26 protein-coding genes are annotated in these 24,581 nt (G+C 46.9%); 19 read left to right on the forward strand and 7 right to left on the reverse strand.

Annotated features, from left to right (window positions below):
* Window positions 1-18 precede the first annotated feature (18 nt).
* The 6 genes from ST37_RS14350 (at window position 19) to ureG (ending at window position 4,218) form a co-directional block, all read left to right on the forward strand.
* Window positions 19-351, forward strand: coding sequence for an urease subunit beta (locus ST37_RS14350; RefSeq protein ID WP_084887547.1), 333 nt, complete (start codon window positions 19-21; stop codon window positions 349-351).
* A gap of 62 nt (window positions 352-413) precedes the next feature.
* Window positions 414-2,117 (forward strand): urease subunit alpha, encoded by a 1,704-nt coding sequence (gene ureC / locus ST37_RS14355; RefSeq protein WP_084887550.1) that lies wholly within the window; start codon window positions 414-416, stop codon window positions 2,115-2,117.
* Window positions 2,118-2,152: 35 nt separating this feature from the next.
* The gene (gene ureE / locus ST37_RS14360) at window positions 2,153-2,602 is read left to right on the forward strand and encodes an urease accessory protein UreE (protein ID WP_084887552.1); all 450 of its coding nucleotides are present in this window, start codon (window positions 2,153-2,155) and stop codon (window positions 2,600-2,602) included.
* 37 nt (window positions 2,603-2,639) lie between these two features.
* On the forward strand, window positions 2,640-2,852 hold the full coding sequence (locus ST37_RS14365) for a hypothetical protein (protein WP_084887554.1): 213 nt from the start codon (window positions 2,640-2,642) through the stop codon (window positions 2,850-2,852).
* A 22-nt stretch (window positions 2,853-2,874) separates the two neighbouring features.
* Window positions 2,875-3,570, forward strand: coding sequence for an urease accessory UreF family protein (locus ST37_RS14370; protein ID WP_084887556.1), 696 nt, complete (start codon window positions 2,875-2,877; stop codon window positions 3,568-3,570).
* Between the two features lie 18 nt (window positions 3,571-3,588).
* Window positions 3,589-4,218, forward strand: a complete 630-nt coding sequence (ureG, locus tag ST37_RS14375) for an urease accessory protein UreG (RefSeq protein WP_084887558.1) — start codon at window positions 3,589-3,591, stop codon at window positions 4,216-4,218.
* Window positions 4,219-4,454: 236 nt separating this feature from the next.
* On the opposite strand, the gene ST37_RS14380 is transcribed toward ureG, so the two are convergent.
* Both ST37_RS14380 and punC read right to left on the reverse strand, forming a co-directional pair.
* Window positions 4,455-5,351, reverse strand: coding sequence for a homocysteine S-methyltransferase family protein (locus ST37_RS14380; RefSeq protein ID WP_084887560.1), 897 nt, complete (start codon window positions 5,349-5,351; stop codon window positions 4,455-4,457).
* 300 nt (window positions 5,352-5,651) lie between these two features.
* Window positions 5,652-6,833 (reverse strand): purine nucleoside transporter PunC, encoded by a 1,182-nt coding sequence (punC, locus tag ST37_RS14385; protein ID WP_084887562.1) that lies wholly within the window; start codon window positions 6,831-6,833, stop codon window positions 5,652-5,654.
* 170 nt (window positions 6,834-7,003) lie between these two features.
* Between punC and punR the strand changes: the two genes are divergently transcribed.
* The 4 genes from punR to ST37_RS14405 all read left to right on the forward strand — a co-directional run bounded on the left by punR (window position 7,004) and on the right by ST37_RS14405 (window position 11,364).
* Window positions 7,004-7,912, forward strand: a complete 909-nt coding sequence (gene punR / locus ST37_RS14390; RefSeq protein ID WP_084887564.1) for a DNA-binding transcriptional activator PunR — start codon at window positions 7,004-7,006, stop codon at window positions 7,910-7,912.
* Window positions 7,913-8,142: 230 nt separating this feature from the next.
* On the forward strand, window positions 8,143-9,492 hold the full coding sequence (locus tag ST37_RS14395; RefSeq protein WP_084887566.1) for a ferric reductase-like transmembrane domain-containing protein: 1,350 nt from the start codon (window positions 8,143-8,145) through the stop codon (window positions 9,490-9,492).
* Window positions 9,493-9,670: 178 nt separating this feature from the next.
* Window positions 9,671-10,669 (forward strand): succinylglutamate desuccinylase/aspartoacylase family protein, encoded by a 999-nt coding sequence (locus ST37_RS14400; protein WP_084887568.1) that lies wholly within the window; start codon window positions 9,671-9,673, stop codon window positions 10,667-10,669.
* A gap of 65 nt (window positions 10,670-10,734) precedes the next feature.
* Window positions 10,735-11,364 carry an SGNH/GDSL hydrolase family protein gene (locus ST37_RS14405; protein ID WP_084887570.1) on the forward strand — a complete coding sequence of 210 codons (630 nt, stop codon included), beginning with the start codon at window positions 10,735-10,737 and terminating at the stop codon, window positions 11,362-11,364.
* Between the two features lie 55 nt (window positions 11,365-11,419).
* Here the strand turns inward: ST37_RS14405 and ST37_RS14410 are convergent, their stop codons facing one another.
* Window positions 11,420-12,613 carry a hypothetical protein gene (locus ST37_RS14410; protein ID WP_084887572.1) on the reverse strand — a complete coding sequence of 398 codons (1,194 nt, stop codon included), beginning with the start codon at window positions 12,611-12,613 and terminating at the stop codon, window positions 11,420-11,422.
* Window positions 12,614-12,876: 263 nt separating this feature from the next.
* Here ST37_RS14410 and phnD point away from each other — a divergent pair, with 263 nt between their 5' ends.
* The 4 genes from phnD to phnE (ST37_RS14430) are packed head-to-tail and all read left to right on the forward strand — an operon-like array spanning window position 12,877 to window position 16,263.
* Window positions 12,877-13,815 carry a phosphate/phosphite/phosphonate ABC transporter substrate-binding protein gene (gene phnD / locus ST37_RS14415; RefSeq protein WP_084887574.1) on the forward strand — a complete coding sequence of 313 codons (939 nt, stop codon included), beginning with the start codon at window positions 12,877-12,879 and terminating at the stop codon, window positions 13,813-13,815.
* A 13-nt stretch (window positions 13,816-13,828) separates the two neighbouring features.
* Window positions 13,829-14,644 carry a phosphonate ABC transporter ATP-binding protein gene (phnC, locus tag ST37_RS14420; RefSeq protein ID WP_084887575.1) on the forward strand — a complete coding sequence of 272 codons (816 nt, stop codon included), beginning with the start codon at window positions 13,829-13,831 and terminating at the stop codon, window positions 14,642-14,644.
* Complete coding sequence (phnE, locus tag ST37_RS14425) at window positions 14,641-15,462, forward strand: phosphonate ABC transporter, permease protein PhnE (protein ID WP_084887577.1); 822 nt, start codon at window positions 14,641-14,643, stop codon at window positions 15,460-15,462. Before phnC ends, phnE (ST37_RS14425) begins: the two co-directional genes overlap by 4 nt.
* Window positions 15,463-16,263, forward strand: a complete 801-nt coding sequence (gene phnE / locus ST37_RS14430) for a phosphonate ABC transporter, permease protein PhnE (RefSeq protein WP_084887579.1) — start codon at window positions 15,463-15,465, stop codon at window positions 16,261-16,263.
* Window positions 16,264-16,375: 112 nt separating this feature from the next.
* On the opposite strand, the gene ST37_RS14435 is transcribed toward phnE (ST37_RS14430), so the two are convergent.
* Both ST37_RS14435 and ST37_RS14440 read right to left on the reverse strand, forming a co-directional pair.
* Window positions 16,376-16,783, reverse strand: a complete 408-nt coding sequence (locus ST37_RS14435; protein ID WP_084887581.1) for a VF530 family DNA-binding protein — start codon at window positions 16,781-16,783, stop codon at window positions 16,376-16,378.
* A 123-nt stretch (window positions 16,784-16,906) separates the two neighbouring features.
* Entirely contained in the window at window positions 16,907-17,494 is a 588-nt protein-coding gene (locus tag ST37_RS14440) for a mechanosensitive ion channel family protein (protein WP_084887583.1), read from the reverse strand.
* Window positions 17,495-17,876: 382 nt separating this feature from the next.
* On the opposite strand from ST37_RS14440, the gene rimK reads away from it, so the two are divergent.
* Genes rimK through ST37_RS14465 form a run of 5 tightly spaced genes read left to right on the forward strand, consistent with a single transcriptional unit; the run spans window position 17,877 to window position 22,554 of the window.
* Complete coding sequence (gene rimK / locus ST37_RS14445; RefSeq protein WP_084887585.1) at window positions 17,877-18,782, forward strand: 30S ribosomal protein S6--L-glutamate ligase; 906 nt, start codon at window positions 17,877-17,879, stop codon at window positions 18,780-18,782.
* On the forward strand, window positions 18,782-19,792 hold the full coding sequence (locus ST37_RS14450; protein WP_084887587.1) for a succinylglutamate desuccinylase/aspartoacylase family protein: 1,011 nt from the start codon (window positions 18,782-18,784) through the stop codon (window positions 19,790-19,792). Before rimK ends, ST37_RS14450 begins: the two co-directional genes overlap by 1 nt.
* Before the next feature lie 9 nt (window positions 19,793-19,801).
* The gene (locus ST37_RS14455; RefSeq protein WP_084887589.1) at window positions 19,802-20,245 is read left to right on the forward strand and encodes an ATP-dependent zinc protease; all 444 of its coding nucleotides are present in this window, start codon (window positions 19,802-19,804) and stop codon (window positions 20,243-20,245) included.
* Window positions 20,246-20,264: 19 nt separating this feature from the next.
* Window positions 20,265-21,608, forward strand: a complete 1,344-nt coding sequence (locus ST37_RS14460; protein WP_084887590.1) for a magnesium transporter — start codon at window positions 20,265-20,267, stop codon at window positions 21,606-21,608.
* Window positions 21,609-21,666: 58 nt separating this feature from the next.
* Window positions 21,667-22,554: a LysR family transcriptional regulator gene (locus ST37_RS14465; RefSeq protein WP_084888145.1), complete on the forward strand. Its 888-nt coding sequence runs from the start codon at window positions 21,667-21,669 to the stop codon at window positions 22,552-22,554.
* Window positions 22,555-22,914: 360 nt separating this feature from the next.
* Here the strand turns inward: ST37_RS14465 and ST37_RS14475 are convergent, their stop codons facing one another.
* Together ST37_RS14475 and ST37_RS14480 are read right to left on the reverse strand one after the other, a co-directional pair.
* A complete protein-coding gene (locus ST37_RS14475) occupies window positions 22,915-23,685 on the reverse strand; it encodes an isocitrate lyase/phosphoenolpyruvate mutase family protein (RefSeq protein WP_172401000.1) in 771 nt (256 codons plus the stop codon).
* A gap of 348 nt (window positions 23,686-24,033) precedes the next feature.
* Complete coding sequence (locus ST37_RS14480) at window positions 24,034-24,465, reverse strand: cytochrome c (protein ID WP_084887595.1); 432 nt, start codon at window positions 24,463-24,465, stop codon at window positions 24,034-24,036.
* Between the last annotated feature and the right edge of the window lie 116 nt (window positions 24,466-24,581).

Below are 24,581 nucleotides of genomic sequence, written 5' to 3' on the forward strand. Positions count from 1 at the left end.
GAATTAAAGGAGAGTTCGATGGCTACCACAACCACACATCATGGATTTAAACCCGGCGAAATTCAGACCCCCGATGGCGACATTGTGCTTAATGAGGGGCGAGAAACGACAACGGTAAAAGTGAAGAACTTGGGTGATCGCCCTGTGCAAATCGGCTCTCACTACCATTTTTTTGAAGCCAACAACGCGTTGCAATTCGACCGAGACAAAACCAAAGGTTTTCGACTCAACATCGCTGCGGGAACCGCCACTCGATTTGAACCAGGCCAATCTCGCACGGTAGAGCTGGTGCGATACGCGGGTAAGCAAGAAGTCTACGGCTTCCAAGGCAAAGTGATGGGCAAGTTATAAGTGTATGGCGGGCAATGGATCACGCTAGGGCGCGCACATAAGGCATGAATTAGGGAAAGCAGATGGCAACGATATCCAGACAAGGTTACGCAGAGATGTTTGGTCCAACGCTGGGCGATAGAGTTCGCTTGGCCGACACCGAACTGTGGTTGGAAGTTGAACGAGACTACACGGTGTATGGTGACGAAGTAAAATTTGGTGGCGGCAAGGTGATCCGCGATGGCATGGGCCAGAGCCAAAGACCGAGCCAAGAGACACCAGATTTAGTGATCACCAACGCAGTGGTTTTGGACTATTGGGGCATCGTAAAAGCCGATGTCGCTATCAAAAATGGTCGTATTCAAGCTCTGGGCAAAGCCGGTAACCCAGATGTACAGCCAGGCGTGGACATTGTGATTGGCCCAGGAACCGAAGTGTTGGCCGGAGAGGGCAACATTTTGACGGCTGGCGGCATCGATTCGCACATTCATTTTATTTGCCCTCAGCAAATTGAAGAAGCGCTGGCGTCTGGGGTGACCACCATGATTGGTGGCGGAACAGGCCCCAATACTGGGACCAACGCTACCACGTGTACGCCGGGGCCTTGGAACATGCACCGAATGTTAGAGTCGTTGGACGACTTTCCTATGAATTTTGGCCTGCTGGGTAAAGGTAATGCCAGTCAGCCAGAGGCGTTACGAGAGCAAGTCGCCGCAGGTGCGGTAGGTCTTAAGCTTCATGAAGACTGGGGCACCACTCCAGCTTCTATCGATACCTGCCTATCCGTTGCTGATGAAATGGATGTGCAGGTAGCCATTCACACCGATACACTCAATGAATCAGGCTTTGTTGAATCAACACTGGGCGCCATTGGCGATCGTGTTATTCATACTTACCACACCGAAGGCGCAGGAGGCGGTCACGCACCCGATATTATTAAAGCCGCCGGTGAAGCCAATGTATTGCCATCGTCAACCAACCCAACACGCCCCTATACCATTAACACCGTAGACGAGCATTTAGACATGCTAATGGTGTGTCACCACTTGTCGCCGTCCATTGCCGAAGATGTGGCGTTCGCTGAATCTCGGATACGAAGAGAGACCATTGCCGCCGAAGATATTCTGCATGATTTGGGGGCATTTTCGATGATCGCGTCCGACTCTCAAGCCATGGGGCGGGTGGGTGAGGTGATCACGAGAACTTGGCAAACCGCACACAAAATGAAAGTGCAACGTGGCAGCTTGGCTGAAGATTCTAGCTACAGTGATAACTTTCGCTTAAAGCGATACGTTGCAAAATACACCATTAACCCTGCGATCACCCACGGAATGGCTCACGAAGTGGGCTCGATTGAAGCGGGTAAGCTTGCCGATCTAGTGCTGTGGAAGCCGGCCTTTTTTGGGGTGAAGCCAAGCGTCGTGCTTAAAGGGGGCATGATTGCCATGGCGCCAATGGGCGATCCCAATGCCTCTATTCCAACGCCTCAGCCGGTGCACTATCGCTCGATGTTTGGCAGCTATGGTAAGGCCAATAAAAGCACCTCAATGCTGTTTGTCTCTCAGCAGGCAAAACACGAAGACATCGCAGGCCAACTGGGACTGCAAAGTCAGATAGGTGTGGTGAGTCATTGTCGGGACATCAGTAAGCGCGACATGAAACTCAACGATTGGATGCCTAACATCGAGGTGGACTCACAAACCTATCAGGTGCGTGCCGACGGCGAGTTGTTGGTGTGCGAGCCCGCTGACGTGCTGCCGATGGCGCAGCGTTATTTTCTGTTTTAAATCTTTTCCTAATTGAGCTTGATAGGAGCGAAACAATGATTGAACTAACCAAAATTACGGTCAATGAAGGTGGTGCCGACGGCTACCTAAGTTTGCCCATCGACAGCCGCATTAAAAGTCGACTCAAAGTGAGCTTAGACGATGGCCGTGACGCAGGATTGTTTTTACCTCGTGGGCATATTTTACGTGGCGGCGAAAAGCTCGCCAGTGTGTGTGGCTTAATTGTGGAAGTAAAGGCTGCGCCAGAGCAGGTCTCGACCGTGTATTGCGACGACCCTCATTTGCTGACCCGTGTCGCTTACCATTTAGGCAACCGTCATGTTCCGCTGCAAGTAGAACCAGGATGGGTGCGCTATCAGCATGATCACGTATTGGATGAAATGGTAGAGGGACTGGGCGCAGAAGTTACCTGCGAAAAACAGCCCTTTGAGCCTGAAGGCGGCGCTTACGGCGGCCGGTCTGGCGGTCATCACCATCATCACTAATTTAAATTTTATGGATTTTTACTTTAAGGAACGCACTATGATTACCCCAAAAATGACTAACAAAAAAACGCTTCTAGTAGCTCTTTTAGCAAGCCCATCACTTGCCTTTGCTCACACCGGTCACGATCACCATTCAGTGTGGGCTGATTTGATTCACCTTCTGAGCAATCCAGACCTGCTTGTTAGCGTTGGCGCCATCGTTTTGCTCGGTGGCGCATACGCGATGTTCAAGCACAAAAAATCGTCATAAAGTGTAACTAGAGAACACTACGATGAAGCTAGCTACCGATGTCCGCGGCGAGACGCTCGTCAGTTATCGGCTATTTCAACTGATAAGTCCCGCACTGCCTATCGGTGGGTTTACCTACTCGCAAGGTCTGGAGTATGCGGTTGAAGCCGGTTGGGTCAACGATCGCGAGAGCATGGAACGCTGGCTTATGCACATGGTGGAGTCGAGCGTTGCCACGCTCGAGTTACCCATTATTGAGCATCTCTACCACGCTGTGTTAGAGAAGGATCATCAGGCGTGCACACACTGGAGTGACGTTTTGTACTCGAGTCGTGAAACCAGTGAACTGCGAGCCGAAGAGCGTCAGCGAGGAAACGCGTTATATACCTTGCTCAAGCAGCTTGATATGGACTTGTCTTGGCTAGACAACGTCGACAGTCACCCCAATCAGCTGCTTGGCTTTTGCGTTGCGGCGCACCACTGGCAAATCGACTTAGAGAGCTTAAAGCAAGGCTACCTTTGGAGCTGGCTCGAAAACATCGTAACCGCGGGTGTAAAACTCATCCCGCTTGGGCAAACCGCAGGTCAAGTAGCGCTTATTAATATTAGCGCTGCATTTCCATCGGTGATCGCTAAGGCTTCTCGTCAAGAGAGCTGGATGATTGGCAGTTTTACCCCCTCGATTGCGATGGCAAGTGCGCTTCATCAAACTCAATACACTCGACTTTTCCGGTCTTAAACATGTAAAGGAACCCTCATGCAAACTTATAAACAACCGCTTCGCATTGGCATTGGTGGCCCAGTTGGATCTGGAAAAACCGCGCTGCTCGAAATCTTGTGTAAAACCATCCGCGACAAGCTCAATATTGCAGTGGTGACTAACGATATTTACACCCAAGAAGATGCCAAAATATTAACTCGAGCAGAGGCATTAGAGCCTGACCGCATCATTGGCGTCGAAACAGGCGGCTGCCCTCATACTGCGATTCGTGAAGATGCCTCAATGAACTTGGCAGCGGTAGAAGAGTTGGCCAAACTTCATCAAAACTTGGACGTGGTGTTTGTCGAAAGCGGCGGTGATAACCTAAGCGCAACGTTCAGTCCCGAATTGGCAGATTTAACCATCTATGTGATTGACGTTGCCGAAGGTGAAAAAATCCCTCGTAAAGGTGGCCCAGGTATTACTCGTTCTGACCTTTTGATCATCAACAAAATCGATTTGGCCCCGTACGTGGGCGCATCGCTTGAAGTGATGGAGCAAGATACGGCGCGCATGCGACCGACCAAACCCTATGTGTTTACCAATTTAAAAGAAGGCATCGGCTTAGAAACCATTATTGATTTTATCGTGACTGAAGGGATGTTGACCCTCAAAGAAGCGGTGTAAATTAACGATGGTTACAAGGTTGCTGCTTAATCGTCGGCAACCTTGTGCTATTAAGCTATTTTCTAATCACTTACTTTCTCGAGCTTCACCGGCAAATAATACGTTGTCGGTATTTAGTACCATCATTGGTGATTACAATCAGAACTGCAATCTGAGCAGGTGTATGCGTTTAAATTACGACAAGCTTAATGGGCTTACTGGTCACAGAGGTCAACACTAACCTCTGTGGCTAACTATCAAGACTCTAGTGAGGCCTTCCATTCGCTCAGTCGTTCAATATGTTCTGGGCCTATGCCGCAGCAGCCCCCAATAATAGTAGCGCCAGCATCATACCACTGCTGGGCAAAGCGCAAATACTCGTCTGGTGACACACTCCGCTCTGCTTGAAAAAGTGTATTGGCTTGATGGTCGGGATCAATCGCGGTGAAGTTATTGGCGTAAACGCCCACTTCAATCTCTTTACCTTGTTCAGCTGCGCATAATTTAGCGTCTACTACCGCCTGCAACATGACCTCTGGCATTGAACAGTTAAATAATACCTTACTCTCTCCGGCATTTAATACTGCTTGTATGGCGTCAGTGACTGACTCGCCTGAACGAATGCATGCTGCCTCCTTAACAGTGTCTTGCAGTGAAAAGGCGTAGTAGCTTGGCAGTGTGCTGCTTGAGAGGACAATCTGTGCAGACTGAAATTCTTCAATGGAAGAGAGTGTTTCTACCATCCACAGATCGGCATGATCGCGTTGGGCTGTATAGAGGGTCTGGTATATATCTTCTGCACGCTGTTTATCAAACAGATCCGGTCGATAGCTCCCCATGGGTGGCGGGAGGCATCCCGCAACGTGCACATTAGGGTGTTTCAAAGTAACATCTTTGGCCAATTTTGCTGCCAAACGAGCAAGCTGAGCACCTTGTTGTCGGTAACGTTCTTCACCGAGGTGAAAGGGCACACAGGCATAACTGTTGGTAATAATGACCTCTGCGCCAGCATCAATAAAGCGTTGATGTGCTTGAGTAACATGCTGTGGCGACTCAATTAGGGCTTGTGCGCTCCAAAGAGGTTGAGAAAAAGGAGCCCCGATGCGTTTTAGCTCGCGACCCATACCGCCGTCGAGAAGAGTTAATGGCTTCATAGTGTTGTTTAAGTGAATGCTAGAGACAGGCTCTATCCTAATCTCAAATGGATCATATTGGTATCTTTGTCACGACACCGTAATCTTTGATATAGAATTATTGCTGATATTTATCGGTCAGGGATGTGGGAGATGAACACAGGACATAACGTATAAGTAGAAGCGACCCGAGGGCCGCTTTTTAAACGGTACAGTTATAGAACACAAGCGGACGAATGACGAGTAATGAAGTAGGTGACCAATGACGAAGTGTCATACTTATCTGCATGAATGGCAGTAACCTGTGCAGGTGACGGCAAATTAGGCAAGTTCAGTTTTATGGACAGTCTTTGTCGCTTTTGCAGCGAGTAGGTAGCCAAACCATAAGCCTAATGTACACAGCATGATCACCGCACCAGTGACTTCTAGCGCGTTGTAGGCAAAGGCGGCGACTAACGCACTGGCTAAACTACTGATGGCTATCTGGAAGCTATTTTGGAAGCCCGCTGCAGTGGCAGGACTTTCTTTTGCGCTGCTCAATGCTTTACTTACGACGATTGGGTAAAGCGCACCATTGACCATAGCAACAAAGCAGAACGGTATTAGCAACGGCCAAATTGTGGTCATCGCGGTTTGCGAGAATATACCGACTAACGAGGTCGCTACAGTAAACACAATCAGTAGAGCAAATAGCGTTTTGTCCGAGCCAAATTTTGGCGTACATTTTTTACCCAGAAAACCACCGATGATAAAGGCAATAGTTTGTGGTACAAAACTTAACCCAATATCTTTTGGCGAGTAACCCAGTTTATTCATGATTTCTGGCATACCAGTGAGGTAGGCAAAAAACACCGCTGACGCAAACGCATAGATCGTAATGTTACCCATATAGACTTTTGACTTGACGAGATTTCCAACATCTTGGGTAAAGCTACTTTGTTTTGCTGTAACCTTCGTTGCAGGCTGCGCCAGCGATGCGACGATAAGCAAGCCACCAATAACTGTTAGTGCAGTAAAGATACTTTCCCAACCGAATGTGCTTAGAAGCAATACACCTAGCTGAGGAGCAAGTGCCGGAGAAAGAGCGACAAGAGGCATAATGGTTGCGAGCAATTGCTGGCTCGTTTTTTCAGGGTAGCGACGAATAACCATTGCTTGCCAAATTACAGCAGGTGCACATACCCCTACAGCCTGAACAAAGCGAAATCCTAGAAGTTGAGACACTTCAGTACTTTGAGTCAGCCCAAATGATGCTGCCGTAAAGATGAGCAATCCCATAATCAGTGAGTTTCGATCACCATATTTATCGGACAACATACCCCAGACGATCTGACCTATCCCCAAGCCGGCTAAGAAAACGGTTAGTGATAGCGCCATTTGTTGCGGACCAGTAGCCAAAGAGGTTTGCATCGCATCAAACGCAGGCAAGTACATATCGGTTGCGACAAAACCCAGCATAGACAATGCGGAGAGGTAAAAAATTTGGTACTTAGATACGGTCATGCTATCTCATTTAAATTATTTGATTGTAAATATTCAGTGTTTAGCGACTAACATCGCAGTTGGCGAGGATTTTATGGGTATTAGGGCGTACAATTAAGCGATAATCTTTGTGGTTATCAATCAAATTATTTGATTGATAAAATTACATAGCGTTAAAAGGGTGTAAGTACATGTTTTCACGGTCTTCTTTAGAAATGTTGGTCACCGTTGCGCGGTTGGAAAGTTTTACGGCTGCCGCTGAGGTGTTGCATAAAGTCCCATCGGCGATTAGCTACTCGGTACGACAGGTGGAACAAGAGTTGGATGTGGTGTTATTTAAACGGCTTCCTAGGCGGGTCGAACTGACTCCTGCTGGCCAAATATTTATCGAAGAAGCACGGTCATTGCTGTTAAAAATGGAACAAGCGACGGTGCAAACTCAGCGCGCCGCTTTAGGGTGGCAGTCGCGTCTTAGAGTGACTTTGGACAATGTGGTTAAGCTCGACCGCTTGCAACCCATGGTGGACGATTTCTACCGCACATTCGAACACGCAGAGCTTCAGATCAATATGGAAGTGTATAACGGCTCGTGGGAGGCCATATCTCAAGGCCGAACCGATGTGGTCATTGGTGCTACGTCATCCATTCCAGTCAACGGTGACTTTGAAGTTAAAGACATGGGGCATTTGCAGTGGCAGTTTGTGGTGGCCAATACTCATCCTCTTTCGCAAGTGACCCACCTTACAGAGGATCAACTCTCGCAATATCCATTTATTTGCCTTGATGACACCTCAACACAACTGCCCAAAAGGCACATGGGAAACTACCCTCAGCAGCGACGTTTGCTGTTACCCAATTGGCACAGTGCAGTCTCTATGATTCGCAGCGGAGGTGGCGTAGGTTATTTACCTAAACACATCGCTAACCCAATGCTAGAAGAAGGAGAGTTGATTGCAAAAGAAATTCCCGCAAAACAGCCAGACAGCCACTGCTGCCTAGTGTGGAAAAGAGACCCCAATCACAAGTTACTGAGCTGGTTTATCGACTATTTAGGGAACAGTCAGCAATTGCATTCTCAATGGCTATCTTCCAAGAATTAATTGTGTTTAGAGTTCAATGGGTGTCTCATTCGTTGCGCAAGGTTTGTGCGGTTTCAGTGAATAGCTAAGGGTAGTGCGTTGGTAAATTGATCGTGGTCAATTGTTAGGTAAAGCAATGTAAATTATTGAAAAGATGAGTAAAACAAAAGGCTTACATATAGTGCGGGTATTATAGTTGGAGCTTAGCAACTGTGGCTAGTGTTTTGGCTTACAGGCGAAAAGGAAACCGCATGAAAAATATCAAACTGACTTATTTGTTTCTACTTGGGATTGTCTCTGCAGCATGGGTGCTTGCCGCTGATTTCTCTACTTACTCTGGCACGTTTATGAGCTTGCGTGGATTTATGGTTGATTACACCGGATTTATGTCAATAGCGGTGATGAGCGTAGCGATGATTTTGGCGGCGCGACCCAGGTTTATTGAACCTATGATTAACGGGCTAGATAAAGGCTATAGACTTCATAAATGGCTTGGGATCACCGCATTAGTCACGTCAGTAACACATTTCCTCTTTGCTGTCGGTCCCAAGTGGGCATTTTCTCTGGGATTATTGGAAGGTGGTTCTCGAGGAGGAAGAGGGCCGCGCGGAGCGGGCGGCCAAGAGTTAGATGCACTAGCGACATGGTTGAGAAGTCAGCGAAGCCTCGCAGAAACCGTCGGTGAGTGGGCTTTTTACATTACCGTTGTACTAATAGCGCTGGCGTTAATCAAACGCGTGGCATATAACCGCAGTTTTAACTTCCACCGAGTGTTTTCAGTGGTCTATTTGGCCTTAGTGTTTCATGCGCTGATACTGGTGAAAACATCGTATTGGATGCAGCCAATCGGGTGGCTCACCGCGATATTGTTAATCGGTGGGACCGTTTCCGCGCTGTTAAGTTTGTTTGGTGCAATAGGCGCGCGAAACCGACATAAAGCAACCGTCGATAAAGTGACTCGTTTCAATAACACTCAACAAGTTAAAATAGATGTCACACTAGACGGTCGTTGGCCAGGTCACCGAGCAGGGCAGTTTGCGTTCGTGCGATTTAATGACACTAAAGAAGCGCACCCATTTACCCTTTCATCGGCTTGGGAAGACGACAATCGTGCGTCGTTTATAGTGAAAGCACTCGGCGATCATACCCAGCAGATCGTGCATTCAATATCAACGGGAGCAGAGGTATCCGTTGAAGGACCGTATGGAGAGTTTGACTTCGCGAGTCAGAAAGATGAGCAGGTTTGGATTGCTGGTGGTATTGGCATCACGCCGTTTTTAGCCAGAATGAAGTACTTAGCGATGACAAAACGCTTTGAACAACCCACCACCTTGTTCTATTGCGTTAAAGAAATGGATGTGCCAATGATCGAGTACGTCAGTCGCGCTGCAAAAAACGCTAATGTGAAACTTTATATCTTTGTCGAAGATAGAGATGGACAAATAAATGCAGAGATCCTGAAGCAACGGGTGGCAAATTGGCGACACGCAGACTACTGGTTCTGCGGGCCCACTCAGTTTGGTAAGGCCATTCAGTCAGATCTAGTTGATTCGGGCATTGCGAAAGACGCTTTTCATCAAGAACTGTTTGAGATGCGGTAACCTTTACCAGCGATCATTTAGTCGCATGGTTGGTTGATGGATCGCGACAGGATTGAATTAAAACCGTGGCTGACAGGCTGCGGTTTTTGTTTATGTGGCTCAGTATGTTATATACAGTACTCTATGGTTATTTAGCCGCTAACCCATATCGTCACCTCGTCAATATCTTGGAGTTAACATGTCAATATCGCTCAACCAAAGCATCGTTCCTATGTATCCAACATTACAAGCGCTGGACGTGGATGCGCTAGATTCAGGAGAGCACAAGTTTTGGTTTGCCGTAGCGACAGACGCGATCGGGCATCCGCAAACACTGCCAGTGCGTGTGTTTAAAGGAAACAAGCCAGGTCGAAAAATCATGATCACAGCTGGTATTCATGGTGATGAGCAGAACGGGATTTTGACCGCGCAAAAATTAGCACGCGAGCTAGTCAGTAAAATGGTGGCTGGGGTCGTGACTATTGTTCCCGCTATTAACCTTTCTGGTATTGCTCGGCACAGTCGGGATTTTCACTCGGCAGCGCCAGATAGCTCATCGACCAATTTAAATCGAGTCTTCCCTGGGCAAGAAGACGGTGACGATGCGCATCGTTATGCGCACAGCCTTTGGACTCATCTACTTAAACCTAATGCAGACTTAGCCATTGATCTGCATTCACAAACCTCGGGCTCGGCCTATCCATTGTATGCGTTTGCCGATTATCGGTTAGACGATGCGCTGTCCATGGCTCGTCTGATTAATCCCGATGTGATCCTTAATGACCCAGGCGATCCCGGAATTTTAGAAACCGCCTACAACCGAGCGGGTATCCCATCGGTAACATTAGAAATTGGTGTAGGTCGGTATACCGACCTCATCATGGTAGATAGAGCGGTAGAAGGTCTGCTGAATATTTTGCGAGCCTATAAGTTGATTGAGGGTGAGGTAAAAACGCAAACCTTACCCTGCGTCGAAGGGGATATCATAACCAGCGTGCGTGCGAAGCAAGGTGGCTTTGTCCTTTGTCACGTCACTTTGCTCGAAAAGGTGCGCCAAGGTGAGCACATCGCTACGCAATACAACAGTTTTGGCGATATTATCGACGAATACTATTCGCCCGGTGATGGTGTTGTGATCAGTCATAACGTTGAGTCGGTCAGAGCCCCTGGGTCTTTGGTGGTTCGCTTAATAAGCTAAACGGATGTTGGCCTATCTACTTAAACCCTTTATTACGTTAATAATTGACTAGGAATAAACCAACCATGAAAACGGTACTGTGTTTTGGTGATTCAAATACCTGGGGATACGCCCCAGACTTACCGCGACGTTACAATGAAACAGAGCGCTGGACCATGCGATTGCAAGATGCGCTGCAAGGGCGCTATCGCGTTATAGAAGAGGGGCAAAATAGCCGAACCACGGTATTCGAAGACCCGTTTGAAATTGGCAAGAAGGGGCTTGACTATTTACTGCCTTGTCTCGAAAGCCATCACCCAGATCTGGTGATCATTCTGTTGGGAACCAATGATCTTAAATCTCGATATAACGTGGCAGCGAGTGACATATCGAAAGGTGCTGCTCGTTTGGTTCAGGTCGTTCAACAGTTTCACCACGGGTTTATGGAAAAGCCACCAGAGGTGTTATTGATATCACCGCCACACGTTCTAGAAGTCGGCAATGGTCAAGAAGGTTTCGACGGTGCAGAGGATAAATCGAAACAGTTGGCACATTATTATGCGCTACGAGCAGACGAACTTAATTGTCACTTCTTGGATGCAGCAAAGCTGATCCGGCCATGCGATAAAGAGGGGATTCATTGGCCAGTCGATCAACATGCGACGTTGGCAAAACACCTATCTTCGCTGGTTCCAACCTTAATTCCTGCTGCCTAACGGGTATTAAAAAAGCGAGCAATGCTCGCTTTTTTGGGTCGTTGGGTTCACTTTTCTAGGCCGTTTTCATGTTTTTTTCTAGATTGAACACCGTTTTTCCCATCAACTTGAACATCACGGCAGTGGTTTTAAGTTGAAGCACCAGAATCGGTAACAACAAGATGAAGTGAGCCAAGCTGTACTTAACGATAATAGCATTGCCAATTAGCGCGTAGTTCACGAAAAAGAACCCAAATACTACCAGTGCAACACCCGGGCACACTAGACCGAATGTGGCTGGATTGGTTTTGTCACCAGACACAAACTCTGCAAAATAACCATTACGTTTCATTGCTTTAAGCCCAAACAGTCCCACAAAAAGCTGCAGTCCCAAAATAGCGCCCATCACCGTGATAAATTGGCTGTTAATAAGCGGTGCATCAAAATTATGGTGTGTACCCATGGTGTAGCGAACGTAAGTAATGCCAAGCAGCGTTAATATTGGGATTAGGATCCAAAGCGTTGGTGAGCCATTAAGGTCTAGCCCATTCTTAACGATTTGAGAAAACCCATTAATAAGCCAAATAACGGTAGTCACTGCAGCAAGCACGCCAAACATAACCGCAAGGGTGAGTGATACGCCACTGACTAATGTGCTGTGACTCATCGCCCCAGGGGCTGCAAGACCTACCGCCACCATAGCAAAGGTAAAGGGTGCGAGTAGTTGACTAAAATTAGTGTTGGCATCGGGATTAAATTTGCCAGCCATAACGACATTGGTTAGGAAGCGGCCATAAATAGTCAAAGCCCATACGCCAACGCTTAAAAACCCTAATGTTGCAACAGGAAATACCGGTTGGATGAACTGCCACAAGTTTGGCACAAACAGCGAACCTAGAATAAAGCCCATATTGATAGACATTGACACAGTTAATGGCATGGCCATCTCTGTTACCGCTGCGTTAGTTGAACGAAGTTGGTTGATGTCATCGCTGTGCTTGAACTGACGAAACTGTTTGAAGTTCCAACCCAGTAGGGTGAAATGGAGAATTGCCAGACCCAAAACTATTGATAGCACCAGCAGAATCAAAATCGAAGCGATCCCACCTTGAGCAACGATGGGTAACCAATGTTCCATTGCAGCCATCGGAGTGCCTTTGTGTGGAACGAGGAACATCAGGTACATAAAAAACGAGACAGCCAGACCACCTGGACCTAATGCTGCGAGAAAATAGAGTGGGGAATAGTGTTTAACATTTTGAACTAACATGATGAGCTCCTTGCCATACAAAGTATATTAGCGAAACCTAATGCAAGAATAATAACAGCATTTCCTTTATTAGCAATATCTAATTTAGTGATTTCTATTATTTGCGGCTTTTTAGTCGTGACCCGTTTTTTGAATTTGTGGCTAGTGTTTGAATTAACATTTTGTTTCATTGTGACTTTTTGCTGTCATTTAAGTTAAAAGTGACTGTCATACTTTCACTTTACTTTGTGTGCTCCGTCACAAACCTAACTGGACACACATTAATGAAACTCATCAAATCCCTCGTCGCAGCGTCTATCGCTGTTTCATGCAGCGCGTTTGCTTTGGATGCTCGCTACGAAGATCGTTCTGGTAACCTAGTTGCAGACGTCCCTACCGAGAAAAGTGAATGGCAAGATCCATCTACATTGATTTTTGCTTACACGCCGGTTGAAGATCCTGCGGTATATGCGGATGTGTGGAGCGAGTTTTTGGCGCACATGGAAAAGACAACCGGCAAAAATGTTCGCTTTTTCCCAGTACAAAGTAACGCGGCACAAATCGAAGCGATGCGCTCTGGCCGACTGCATGTCGCCGGGTTTAATACTGGCTCAACGCCACTTGCGGTAAATTGTGCAGGATTTGCCCCCTTTACTATGATGGCCGCAGAAGACGGCTCATTTGGGTATGAGATGGAAATCATTACTCACCCAGACTCTGGCATTAACAGTGTTGAAGAGCTTAAAGGTAAAAATCTAGCCTTTACGTCTCAAACGTCTAATTCGGGTTTTAAAGCGCCATCTGCGATCTTAGCTGCGGAATATGCGATGCACCCAGAAAAAGACTTCACCCCAGCGTTCTCTGGTGCTCATGATAACTCTATCTTAGGCGTGGCTCATCGCGATTACGATGCAGCTGCCGTTGCTAATTCAGTACTCAATCGTATGCTTTCTCGCAATGTTGTAAATGACGAGAACGTAACGTCTATCTACAAGTCACAGACGTTCCCTACTACTGCGTACGGCATGGCTCATAACCTCCACCCAGAACTACAAGAGAAGATCATGCAGTCGTTTTTCACCTTCGATTGGGCTGGAAGTAAGCTAAAAGAAGAATTTGAGCGTAACGGTGAATCTCAATTTATCCCAATCACCTACCAAGAACACTGGGAAGTGATCCGTACTATCGACACCGCGAACGACGTGTCGTACAGCTGCAGTTAATAGAGAGATCATTATGTCCGCACTAAGCATTAAAGGATTGACCAAGCACTACAGCGCTGACGATAAAGCGCTAACCAATGTCACCTTAAACGTCGAAGCGGGTGAAGTGATTGGTCTTATCGGTCCCTCTGGGGCCGGTAAATCAACACTGATCCGTTGTATTAACCGACTGACTGAGCCAACGTCTGGTGAAGTGAACTTTCAGGGTGTCAATTTGGTGGGCCTTAACCGTTCGTCACTTAAGCAGAGCCGTCGCCAAATCGGGATGATTTTTCAAGAGTATGCGCTCATTGAACGGCTGACGGTGATGGAGAATGTCCTCTCGGGTCGACTCGGTTATGTGCCTTTCTGGCGTAGTCTAATGCGTCGATTTCCGGGAAGTGATATTCAACGTGCTTATGCGCTGCTTGACCGTGTGGGCTTGTCAGAGCACGTCAACAAACGTGCGGACGCGCTCTCTGGTGGACAAAGGCAACGCGTTGGTATTGCACGAGCGTTGTCACAGCAGCCTTCATTACTGCTTATTGACGAGCCTACCGCGGCACTGGATCCAAAAACCGCTAGACAAATAATGCGCCTCATTTCAGACATCTGCCAGGAGCAGCAACTGCCTGCCATTATTAACATTCATGATGTGAATCTGGCAAAACGCTTTGTGGACAGGATTGTGGGTCTTAAAGCGGGCGAAGTGGTGTTTGATGGCACGCCTGAGCAATTGGATGAGCAGCAATTGACGCGCATCTATGGTGAAGAGGACTGGTCAAGCGATGAAGCCGCACCAGAGCCAAAAGCGCCTAACTTGGGCTTAGTGTTGGAGCCAGCGGTATGAGTTCTTCGGCTTCTAGCTCTGTATCCAGCTATGGGACACACTGGCGACGTCCGCCTATGATTTCGAACCCTTGGGTTCGGCATGGCTTGATGGTGTTGATTACGGTGTATCTATATGTGGCGTTTAATTCCATCGAGATCAACATCGAGCGTATCATTGCAGGCTCTGAGCGCGGAATGAAGTTTGTGGCTGGGTTTCTTAACCCTGATTTTGGCAGTCGTTGGGACAATATTGTCAAAGGATTGATTGAAAGTCTCACCATGACACTCTGCGCAACGGTGTTCGGCATAGTATTGTCTGTCCCATTTGCATTAGGGGCGTCTAAAAATTTGGCACCTAAGCCAGTTTATGTGGTCTGCCGCGCCTTTATTGCCGTCGCGCGTAGTATGCAAGAGATCATCATCGCCATATTTTGTGTGGCTCTGTTTGGCTTTGGCACCTTTGCCGGGTTTGTCACGCTCACCTTCGCCACCATCGGATTTTTGGCAAAACTGTTTGCCGAAGAAATAGAGTCTCTGGATCCCGCGCCATTGGCCGCAATGACCGCGACGGGAGCCAGTTGGTTACAGCGCATCAACTATGCCATACAACCGCAGGTGATGCCGCGTCTGTTAGGGCTGTGTTTGTACCGATTCGATATTAACTTTCGCGAGTCAGCGGTAATTGGCATTGTGGGTGCGGGTGGTATTGGCGCAACGCTGAACACAGCAATGGATCGTTACGAGTACAACACGGCAGCAGCCATATTACTTATCATCATCGCGATTGTGATGTTGGCGGAATACACGTCTACGCTGATTAGACAAAGAGTGAGATAAATGAAATACCCAACTCAATGGAGTAAACACTCCCAGCAGCAATCGCTGTTCCAATTCACGCTGTGGTTTTTGTTTGTTGTTTTGTGTGTCTTTTGCTGGCAACGAATGAACCAAGACACCTTGTGGTATTTTGTCACCGACGCGCCCAATCAAATGGCCGACATCGGTAGCAGAATGTGGCCACCGCGTTGGTCTTATCTTGATCAAATTTGGGGCGCACTATGGGATACCATCAATATTGCGACAATGGGCACCGCACTGGGTGTGGCAATCGCGTTTCCAGTGGCGTTTTTGGCCGCAAGAAACACCACCCCTAACCAATACATACTAAGACCCATTGCGCTGTTTATTATTGCGGCGAGTCGCTCGATTAATTCGATTATCTGGGCTTTGCTATTAGTGGCGATTTTGGGGCCTGGATTGCTGGCGGGCATCATCGCGATTGCACTGCGCTCGATAGGCTTTGTGGCAAAGCTGTTGTACGAAGCAATCGAGGAAGTGAACCCTTTGCAGGTCAATGCGGTTAGAGCAACAGGGGCGGGTGAGATGCAGATATTAAACTACGCTGTTTGGCCTCAGGTATTGCCTAACTTTATTGGTACATCGCTGTTTCGATGGGACATTAATATTCGAGAATCGACCGTGCTTGGGCTCGTTGGAGCGGGCGGCATTGGCTTAAAACTTGAAGAGTCGATGGCCGTATTAGCGTGGCCACAGGTAGCGGTTATTTGTTGCGCGATACTGGCAACGGTTGTGGTGTCTGAGTGGGTATCGGCAAGAGTCCGACACGCGTTGATATAGCGCTTGGCAACCTTTCACAATTGCGGTAACTACAATAATATTGCCCCATCCTAGGATGGGGCAATATTTTTAAAAGCGTTGACTAACAAAGAGGGGTTAATCGTGCATATTGTTAGCGACGCGGCTTTCTATTTTGTGCCTTCTTCGCTTTATAGGTGGAGGCTGCTTTTGCTTGCGAGTCCAAAATAGAGTCTACGGTTAACACCATTGGCTCTCTTGGCGTTACACCCACGGCAAACGTACGCTGCCTTGCGGGTGTTTCCATCTCTTCTGGAGTTGGCTTTGGCATGCGTTTGTAGCGAGACAGATAAAAGCGCTCTAGCTTTTCCCGTGCCCATTCCGTCTTTTTCAGATACTTAACACTACTGGCAATGGACGGGTTCATGTGAAAACAGTTGAACCGCATTGCGGTATCCAAAATATCCCAACCATAGTGATCCACAAGTTCAGTGATCACTTGCTCTAACCCCACACCGTGTAATGGGTTGTTTTGCTGCTCTTCGAGGCTTTTATCTTGCATGGTTAACTCAGTTTAATAACGTACAACGACCATTATAAGCTTAATTGGACAATTGCCCACGTGTTATCTTCACTCATGTTACGAACATAGACCTATGGGCAATGCACTCGAGAAAGCTTGCGGCTATTTTTGCACAAGTTGAGAGGGTTGCATTTCTTTCGCCTGTTCGGCGGGCTTAGTCATTACAGCACTGCTATCACCATGGCTTAGCTTTACGACGCCTTTTTGTAGGAGCAAATTATTTGGATAGCTGATCACGTCACCAGTGCTGTGCTTAATCAGCACATGGAACATGGTGATATTGACAATCTTACCTGTGATGTCTGCATCTTTTTCAATCACCTGAATTTTGTCGCCAATCCGATACGGAAATGCAAAGAAAATCAAAATACTGGCGGTTAAGTTACTCAATATCGACCATTGAGCAAACAGCGCAACCCCTAGAACCGCAAATATCGACGACAAAAACAGCGATATGTCGCCAAAACCGATACCCAACAGAATGGTCAATATCGACGCAAACATCAGAAATGCAGCGATGTTAAATGACTTTAGGATAAATTGCTTTCGTGGCAAAGAAACACGCTTTTTGTCTGCCAAAGAAGAGAGCTTGTTGTGGGCGATATTTTTGATCAGCAAGTATATGCCAACCAAAATCACACCAATCAATATTTGTTTTAGCAGCTGACTTTCTAATAGTGAGTTAATCATTTTATCCATTCATAAAAGGTAAAAGTGAGTTGATATGGCCTAATTAGCAAACGTTTCTACATAGCACCAACAAAACTATTTGTTCATTAAGACAAAAATATTTTGTAGAAGCAAGTTTGCCCCAATTTACAGGGGGTAATGGCCATGATAGCTGTATGGTTGAATTTAATGTGATTTATGTAACTTATTGTTATTTAATTTAATTTTGTGGGTTATAGACGATTGGGAGTGCAATGGCCTTACGGCATTCTCATCAAAAAACAGAAGCTTTTTGAACGATAAAAATTTCTATCGTTAGGATAAATATCTTTTACTGTATTGTTCAAAGATTGACGGATAAATTCGCCTCAAATTAACCCGTAACCTCCATTTGGACACAATCATGCGCATCGCAATTTTATCTAGAAATGAATCTTTGTACTCAACTCGCCGCTTAAAAGAAGCAGGAGAATTAAGAGGACATCAAGTCGATATCATCGATACATTGCACTGTTATATGGACATCACCAGCAGCAACCCAAACCTGCGCTATAACGGACAGGAATTGCCTAAATATGACGCTGTGATCCCACGTATTGGTTCGTCGATTACCTTTTATGGCACTGCGGTTGTGCGACAGTTTGAAATGATGGGGACCTTCTGCGTCAACGAGTCGATTGCTATCAGCCGCTCTCGCGATAAATTGCGTTCGTTGCAGCTGCTTTCTCGTAAAGGGATCGGTCTGCCGCGTACTGGCTTTGCGAGCAAGCCCGACAAAATTCAAGACTTGATTAAAAATGTCGGCGGCGCTCCGCTAGTGATCAAGTTACTAGAAGGAACGCAAGGGATCGGTGTGGTACTGGCAGAAACCAACAAGGCGGCAGAAAGCGTGATTGAAGCCTTTATGGGACTAAAAGCCAACATCTTGGTGCAAGAATTTATTGCTGAGGCGGGTGGCGCCGATATTCGCTGCTTTGTGGTGGGCAACCGCGTGATAGCTGCTATGAAGCGTCAAGCTGGTGAAGGCGAGTTTCGCTCGAACCTACACCGTGGCGGCAGTGCAGAACTGGTTAAGCTGTCTAAAGAAGAGCGTTTAACCGCAGTAAATGCAGCAAAAGCGATGGGACTGAACGTCTGTGGCGTCGATATCTTGCGCTCTAACCGTGGGCCGGTAGTCATGGAAGTGAACTCTTCACCTGGGCTCGAAGGCATTGAGCTTGCAACAGAAAAAGATGTGGCGGGTGTAATTTTTGATTTTATCGAAAAAAACGCAAAACCAAACGCCACCAAAACACGAGGTAGAGGCTAATGGCAAAACCATTGGTAATTGCTGGAACAGAGGTATTGCCAGGGCAAAAACTGCAGATAGATATTCCTGTGGCTAAACTGTACACCGATACGGAGTTTTCCATTCCTGTACACGTTCAGCGAGCTCGTCGCGATGGGCCAACGGTGTTTGTTAGCGCGGCGATCCATGGTGACGAACTGAATGGTATTGAAATTATTCGCAGGCTTATCGCCTCTGAGCTAAAAGTGATCCGTGGCACGCTCATTCTTGTTCCTATGGTAAACGTGTATGGCGTGTTAAATCAAAGCCGCTACTTACCCGATCGCAGAGATCTGAATCGCTGCTTTCCCGGCTCTGGAAAAGGGTCTCTAGCGGCGCGATTGGCGCACACTTTTATGAAGAATATCGTGAGTCACTGCCAGTATGGAATCGATTTGCATACTGGCGCGATACACCGCTCCAATTTCCCTCAAATCCGAGCCGATTTGAGTGATACAGAGACACTGGAACTGGCAAGAGCCTTTGGCGTGCCAGTGCTTCTAAACTCAGATTTAAGGGATGGCTCTTTGCGCGAAGCGGCAACACAAAACGATACTCGAATATTGCTGTACGAAGCTGGCGAAGCATTGCGCTTTGATGAGTTGTCGCTGCAAGCCGGCGTTAAAGGGGTAAAGAATGTGTTGACCAGGTTAGGACTGTTGACCAAAAAGCGCCTAAGCAAACGCAAGATTGACCCGTTTGTTGCCAACAAAAGTGAGTGGATCCGAGCGACGGCAAGTGGCGTGTTTAATGAGTTTGCAAAGCTCGGTGAACAGGTGGAAAAAGGGCAGATTCTGGCACAAATTAACTCCCCATTGGGTGAGTTGATTCAGCAAGTGGTATCGACCCGTTCGGGCATTGTGATTGGTAAGCAAAACATTCCCTTAGTTCAAGAAGGGGATGCCATGTTCCACATCGCCTATTTTGGAAAAGATGAAGATGATGTGGCTGAGCATATTGAGCGATTAAATGACACGCTCGTCGCACAGTAAGGAGAGTCCATGGACAGAATGATTATAGGTAATCTAGAGCTTTGTCAGCTGCCGGACTTAGGCATTACTGACTTAGAAGTTCGCGTTGATACGGGAGCAAAAACCTCCTCGCTGCATGTCGACAATATTCGACGCTTTCGCAAAAAGGGCAAGTTGTTTGTAGAGTTTGACCTCCACCCAGACATCTACAATTTGGGTAAAACCGTGCAGTGCTCAGCGCCTGTTGTGGACTCTCGGAAAATTAAGTCCTCAAACGGCGTCACAGAGCAGCGCTACGTAATACAAACCACGTTTGCCTTGGGTGGGCAGCAGTGGCCTATAGAAATAACCCTAACCAACAGACAGGAGATGAGTTATCTCATGTTACTTGGCAGAGAAGGTATGGGCGATCGCGTGTTTGTCGATCCGAGCCGTGCATTTACGTTAGAAGACGATCCACCACAGACAATGTGAATACTTAGGGACTATTGCAATGACCGACAATATTCAACCACACGACATTGAAACTCGCCCAGAGCTGCTGGCTGAAATTATCGAACTGAGCGCGACCAGTGAAGACTTGAGTTTACTGGCCAATCGCAGCGCAGCAGATATCGCCAATGTGCTCGAATCGGTAACTGTACCGATTCGACTCGCCATTATTGAAACGATCCCGGTTAGCCAGTATTGGTTGGTTCTTAACTTACTGCAGTACGAAACAGCGCGTCACATTCACGCCAGTCTGTCTGCTGAGCGAGCGAATGAGCGACTGGCGTGTATTAGTGAATCGGATGTCATTGCTTTTGCGGATTTCTTGCCAAGTGAGTTTGTCGACGAGTTTTTGCTTACCCAAAGCTCAGAGACTGCAGCGCATATTCAGCAGGCTTTGTCTTACTCAGACGATAAAGTGGGTCGTTATGCCGAGCCCTGTTTTTTGATGGCCAATGCCAAGAACAGTGTTGGCCGCATTCGAAACGAACTGCTTAAACGCATCGAAAGCCCGGTGAAAGTGATCATTGTTCGTGACATGACGGGCATTGTTGGCACCGTTGACCCCAACATGCTGCTACTGCAAGACGATACCACCAAGCTTAAACACCTAGCAGTGGCGTCACCACTGCTTGAAGATACTCACGACTTAGATGAGATAAGCAAACAGGTATCGATTGATGGTAGCCAGTTATGGTTTCCGGTGCTTACCGCGGGAAAGGTGATGGGGGTATTGTCTATGACGACTATTGCGCTTAGCCTGCGTGAGCTTGGGTTACAAGCTGTAGTGCAAGAAAGTGGTAAGAGCGAAGAAGACTTGTTCACTCCCCTAAAAGTCGCGGCGCGTTTGCGTGGCTTGTGGCTGGTGATTAATCTGCTCACCGCGTTTGTGGCCTCGGCGGTTATTGGGATCTTTGAAGGCGTTGTTGAACAAGTTGTTGCACTGGCGATACTAATGCCAGTGGTGGCGAGTATGGGCGGCATTGCAGGCAGTCAAACGTTGGCCGTTGCCATTCGAGGTATTGCGCTTAACCACTTGCATCAAAGCAACTTAAAAATGCTGGTGCAAAAAGAGTTAAAAATTGCCGCCATCAATGGCCTGGTGATGGGCTCGGTAATTGGCGCCATTGTGTATGCGGTGTTTGGCTCTATTGGGCTAGGACTTATTATTGGTTGTGCCATTGCCGTAAACAGCTTGGCCGCTGCTCTATCTGGAACGTTGATCCCTTTTACTCTCAAAAAATTTAATATCGATCCTGCAGTAGCAGGCTCGGTTGTATTGACCACAGTTACAGATGTGGTTGGTTTTTTAGTGTTTTTAAGCTTAGGCGCTGTTTTTTTGGTGTAAATTTATGTCTAATGGTCAAACCGTGCATCGCACACACTCAAAGAAAAAAGAGCATACAGTGGACGTAAGAGTATTAAGCACCTTTTTAGAAGTCGCTCGTGTCAGACATTTTGGCCGAGCGGCCGAAAACCTGCACATTACCCAAGCCGCTGTAAGCGCACGAATAAAACAGCTCGAGAGTTTTTTTGGGACCGTGCTGTTTACCCGCGACCGCAACAATATCAAGCTCACATCTTCCGGTGAAAGGCTGATAGCGTATGCGGAAGTGATGGTGAAAACTCTACAACAGGCAAAATATGAACTCTCTTTGGAGAGTTCTAAAGCGCTGCAACTGACCATTGCAGGTACCCCCAATATTTGGGATGCGTATCTGCAAAACTGCTTAAGTGTGGTCACCGACTCGTTTCAAGGATATGGATTTAATGCCGAAGTGCTCAGCAGAGAGCAGATGAACCGTGGATTGATAGAGCGTACCTTGGACATGGCTTTTTCGTTTGATCCCGTAAAAGCTGACGAGCTCGAGTGCAAAAAAATTGCTGATTTGCCACTGGTCTTTGTCTCGACAGAAACCCGCGATGTAGATAGCGCTCTAGAAAAAGGCTACATCTACGTTGACTGGGGGACCGCCTTTGCACAAGAGCACGCGGTTAGACACGCCCAAAGTAATGCGCCATTCCTCAGAACATCGACAGGCCGAATCGCCCTCGATTTTATGTTAGAGAAGGGCGGCAGTGCTTACTTACCCGTGTCGGTCATTAAGCCGTTTATCGAGTCAGGCCAGTTGGTGCGTGTCAATCATAGTTTAGAGTTAGAGCGACCTTTGTATCTCAGCTATCGTAAGAAAAGCTCGTCCATCGACGCGATCATGGAAGTTGAGAAACTGGTTCAAAATATTGATCCGTCTACCGCGTTCTTGCTGCAACAGGCTAGTGAGATAGATAGTTAACGATTGAAAACGAATCAGTAAGCGCTGAATTTTTTAAAGTATTATCAGTTTGAGTTTCAGACTTACGCCCTAACAAGCGGGTTATCCCGCGTTGGTAGGGCTTTTGTTGGAGGGATGCTTCTGCAGAGTTTGCTTTAATTTGTCGCTGTAACTCGCAATTGGGCAAAACCGTTCTCCTTACACCTGTGGAGATGGATTGGCTTTATGCAGGACTTTACGTTGACTGCGCAAATGACATCCTCATTGAAAGGGTATGTACAGTGCCAACTATTCTCATCCAGCAAACTTGGTAACCCTATACTCTAGAATTCCAGTGTAGGAAAGATGTTCGTTATCGCGAATAATTTGCTTTCCCCTGACTCAGTTGGTGTCACCGAACAGAGGTGCAAATGACTGAGTAGCTGCGACGTTCAACAAGTCTTTTTCCAACTCTTTACAGATCTTACTATAAGCATAATTCCCCATGCTAATGCGTTTTACTCCTAACTCGGAAAGAGCCCTAAAATCAGGCAAACGTTGTGTACACATTACGTTTAAGGGTAAATCCGTGAATTCAGCAAGAATCTTAATATCTTTTGGCTCGTCTAAGAATGGAACAAAAATGCCGTCTGCTCCTGCTCTCTCATACAGGGATATGCGAAGCTTTGTTTCCTCTAGAGGAGCAGCACTTTTAACTAAATAGGCATCGGTTCTAGCGTTTAAAAATATAGAAACGTCTGATGCACGTAAAAGTGCGACTAAACCAGAGATAGTCTCTTCCATTACATATGGATCTTTTAGAACTCTCTTTCCATCTATGACTATGCTATCTTCGATGTTAACACCAACAACTCCGATCTCCGCTAGTTGCTTAATATTCTCGTAGATTTCAGCAACGGTATCTCCATAACCAGCCTCAATATCAACCGTTAATGGAATGGTTGTGCGACTCTTAATCTTAATCACAAGATCGCGCAATTCAGAAAAAGATATTTCTTCTCCATCTGAATATCCAAATAGGTGCGAGATTGCCGCGCTGGAGGTACCGATACACTGGTAGCCAGCCTGCTCTGCTATAACTGCACTAGTTACATCCCATACGTTACATAAAATAACCGGCTGTGGTTGAAAGTGTAAGCTTCTAAAATCCATATTAATAACCCTTATACACATCTTTAGATACAAGCTAACACGACTGAGCGTACTATTGAATAGATATGCCGACTAAATTGTGTCTATAAGCGTCTGTTTTTATTGTAAAAGAGAGTTCTAAAGCATTGGAACTGCTTGTCTACCCCTAGTATAAGGACAGTTGATCTGTTGTGGGTATTATCAGTGTTCTGGTGCGCAAGTTTAAAACCGGGCATATCTGGGTTAGAACAATAACACCAACGACTTGTCACTAGGAGTTAGCATTATGCACCCATGTAATATTTAGAAGTCAATGTACGCCAACCCAAAATGACTGTTTAAGGGCTAGCGCATAAGCTGTATGAGGTATTAACGACGAGCACGGTAGCTTCTGTGGCAAGCTTTACAGGTGGTGAGGCCTTCCTTAATTGTATCGCTAGCACCGCTTTGATTTTGTGCTAAAACCGCAGTGTTTAACTGAATCATGCTGGCATCGAGTTTGGCTAACTGCTCTTTGAACTTGTCTGGGTTTTCCCAAATAGAGGTTCTTGCCTTACTGTCTTCAGTACTTCCTTGTGGAAAGGCGGTTTGCAGCAGCAGAGTCTGTTCGACCAATTGAGCGCTTAGTGTTGCTAGAGCCGCCCAATCGATCTCGGAGCCTCGCAGCGCAGCGGCAATGGCGTCGGTATTCTCTTCTACGGTTTGAAATGCAGCTTGGCGCGCTTCAATGATTTCTTTATGAGGGTTGGCCAGCGCAAGCGTTGGCAAGAGCATGCATAGTACGAGTAGAGGTTTGTTCATTACTCTGTCCTTTTAAGGTAATAACGTCCTGTTTAAGTGAATAATGTACCGAGTCCCAGTTGCGCATGCAAATTGGGTAGTGTAAATTTTTGTCAACACCGCTAAGGAAGAGAGCC

It is taken from the genome of Vibrio sp. qd031, from assembly GCF_002100145.1.
GTDB lineage: Bacteria > Pseudomonadota > Gammaproteobacteria > Enterobacterales > Vibrionaceae > Vibrio.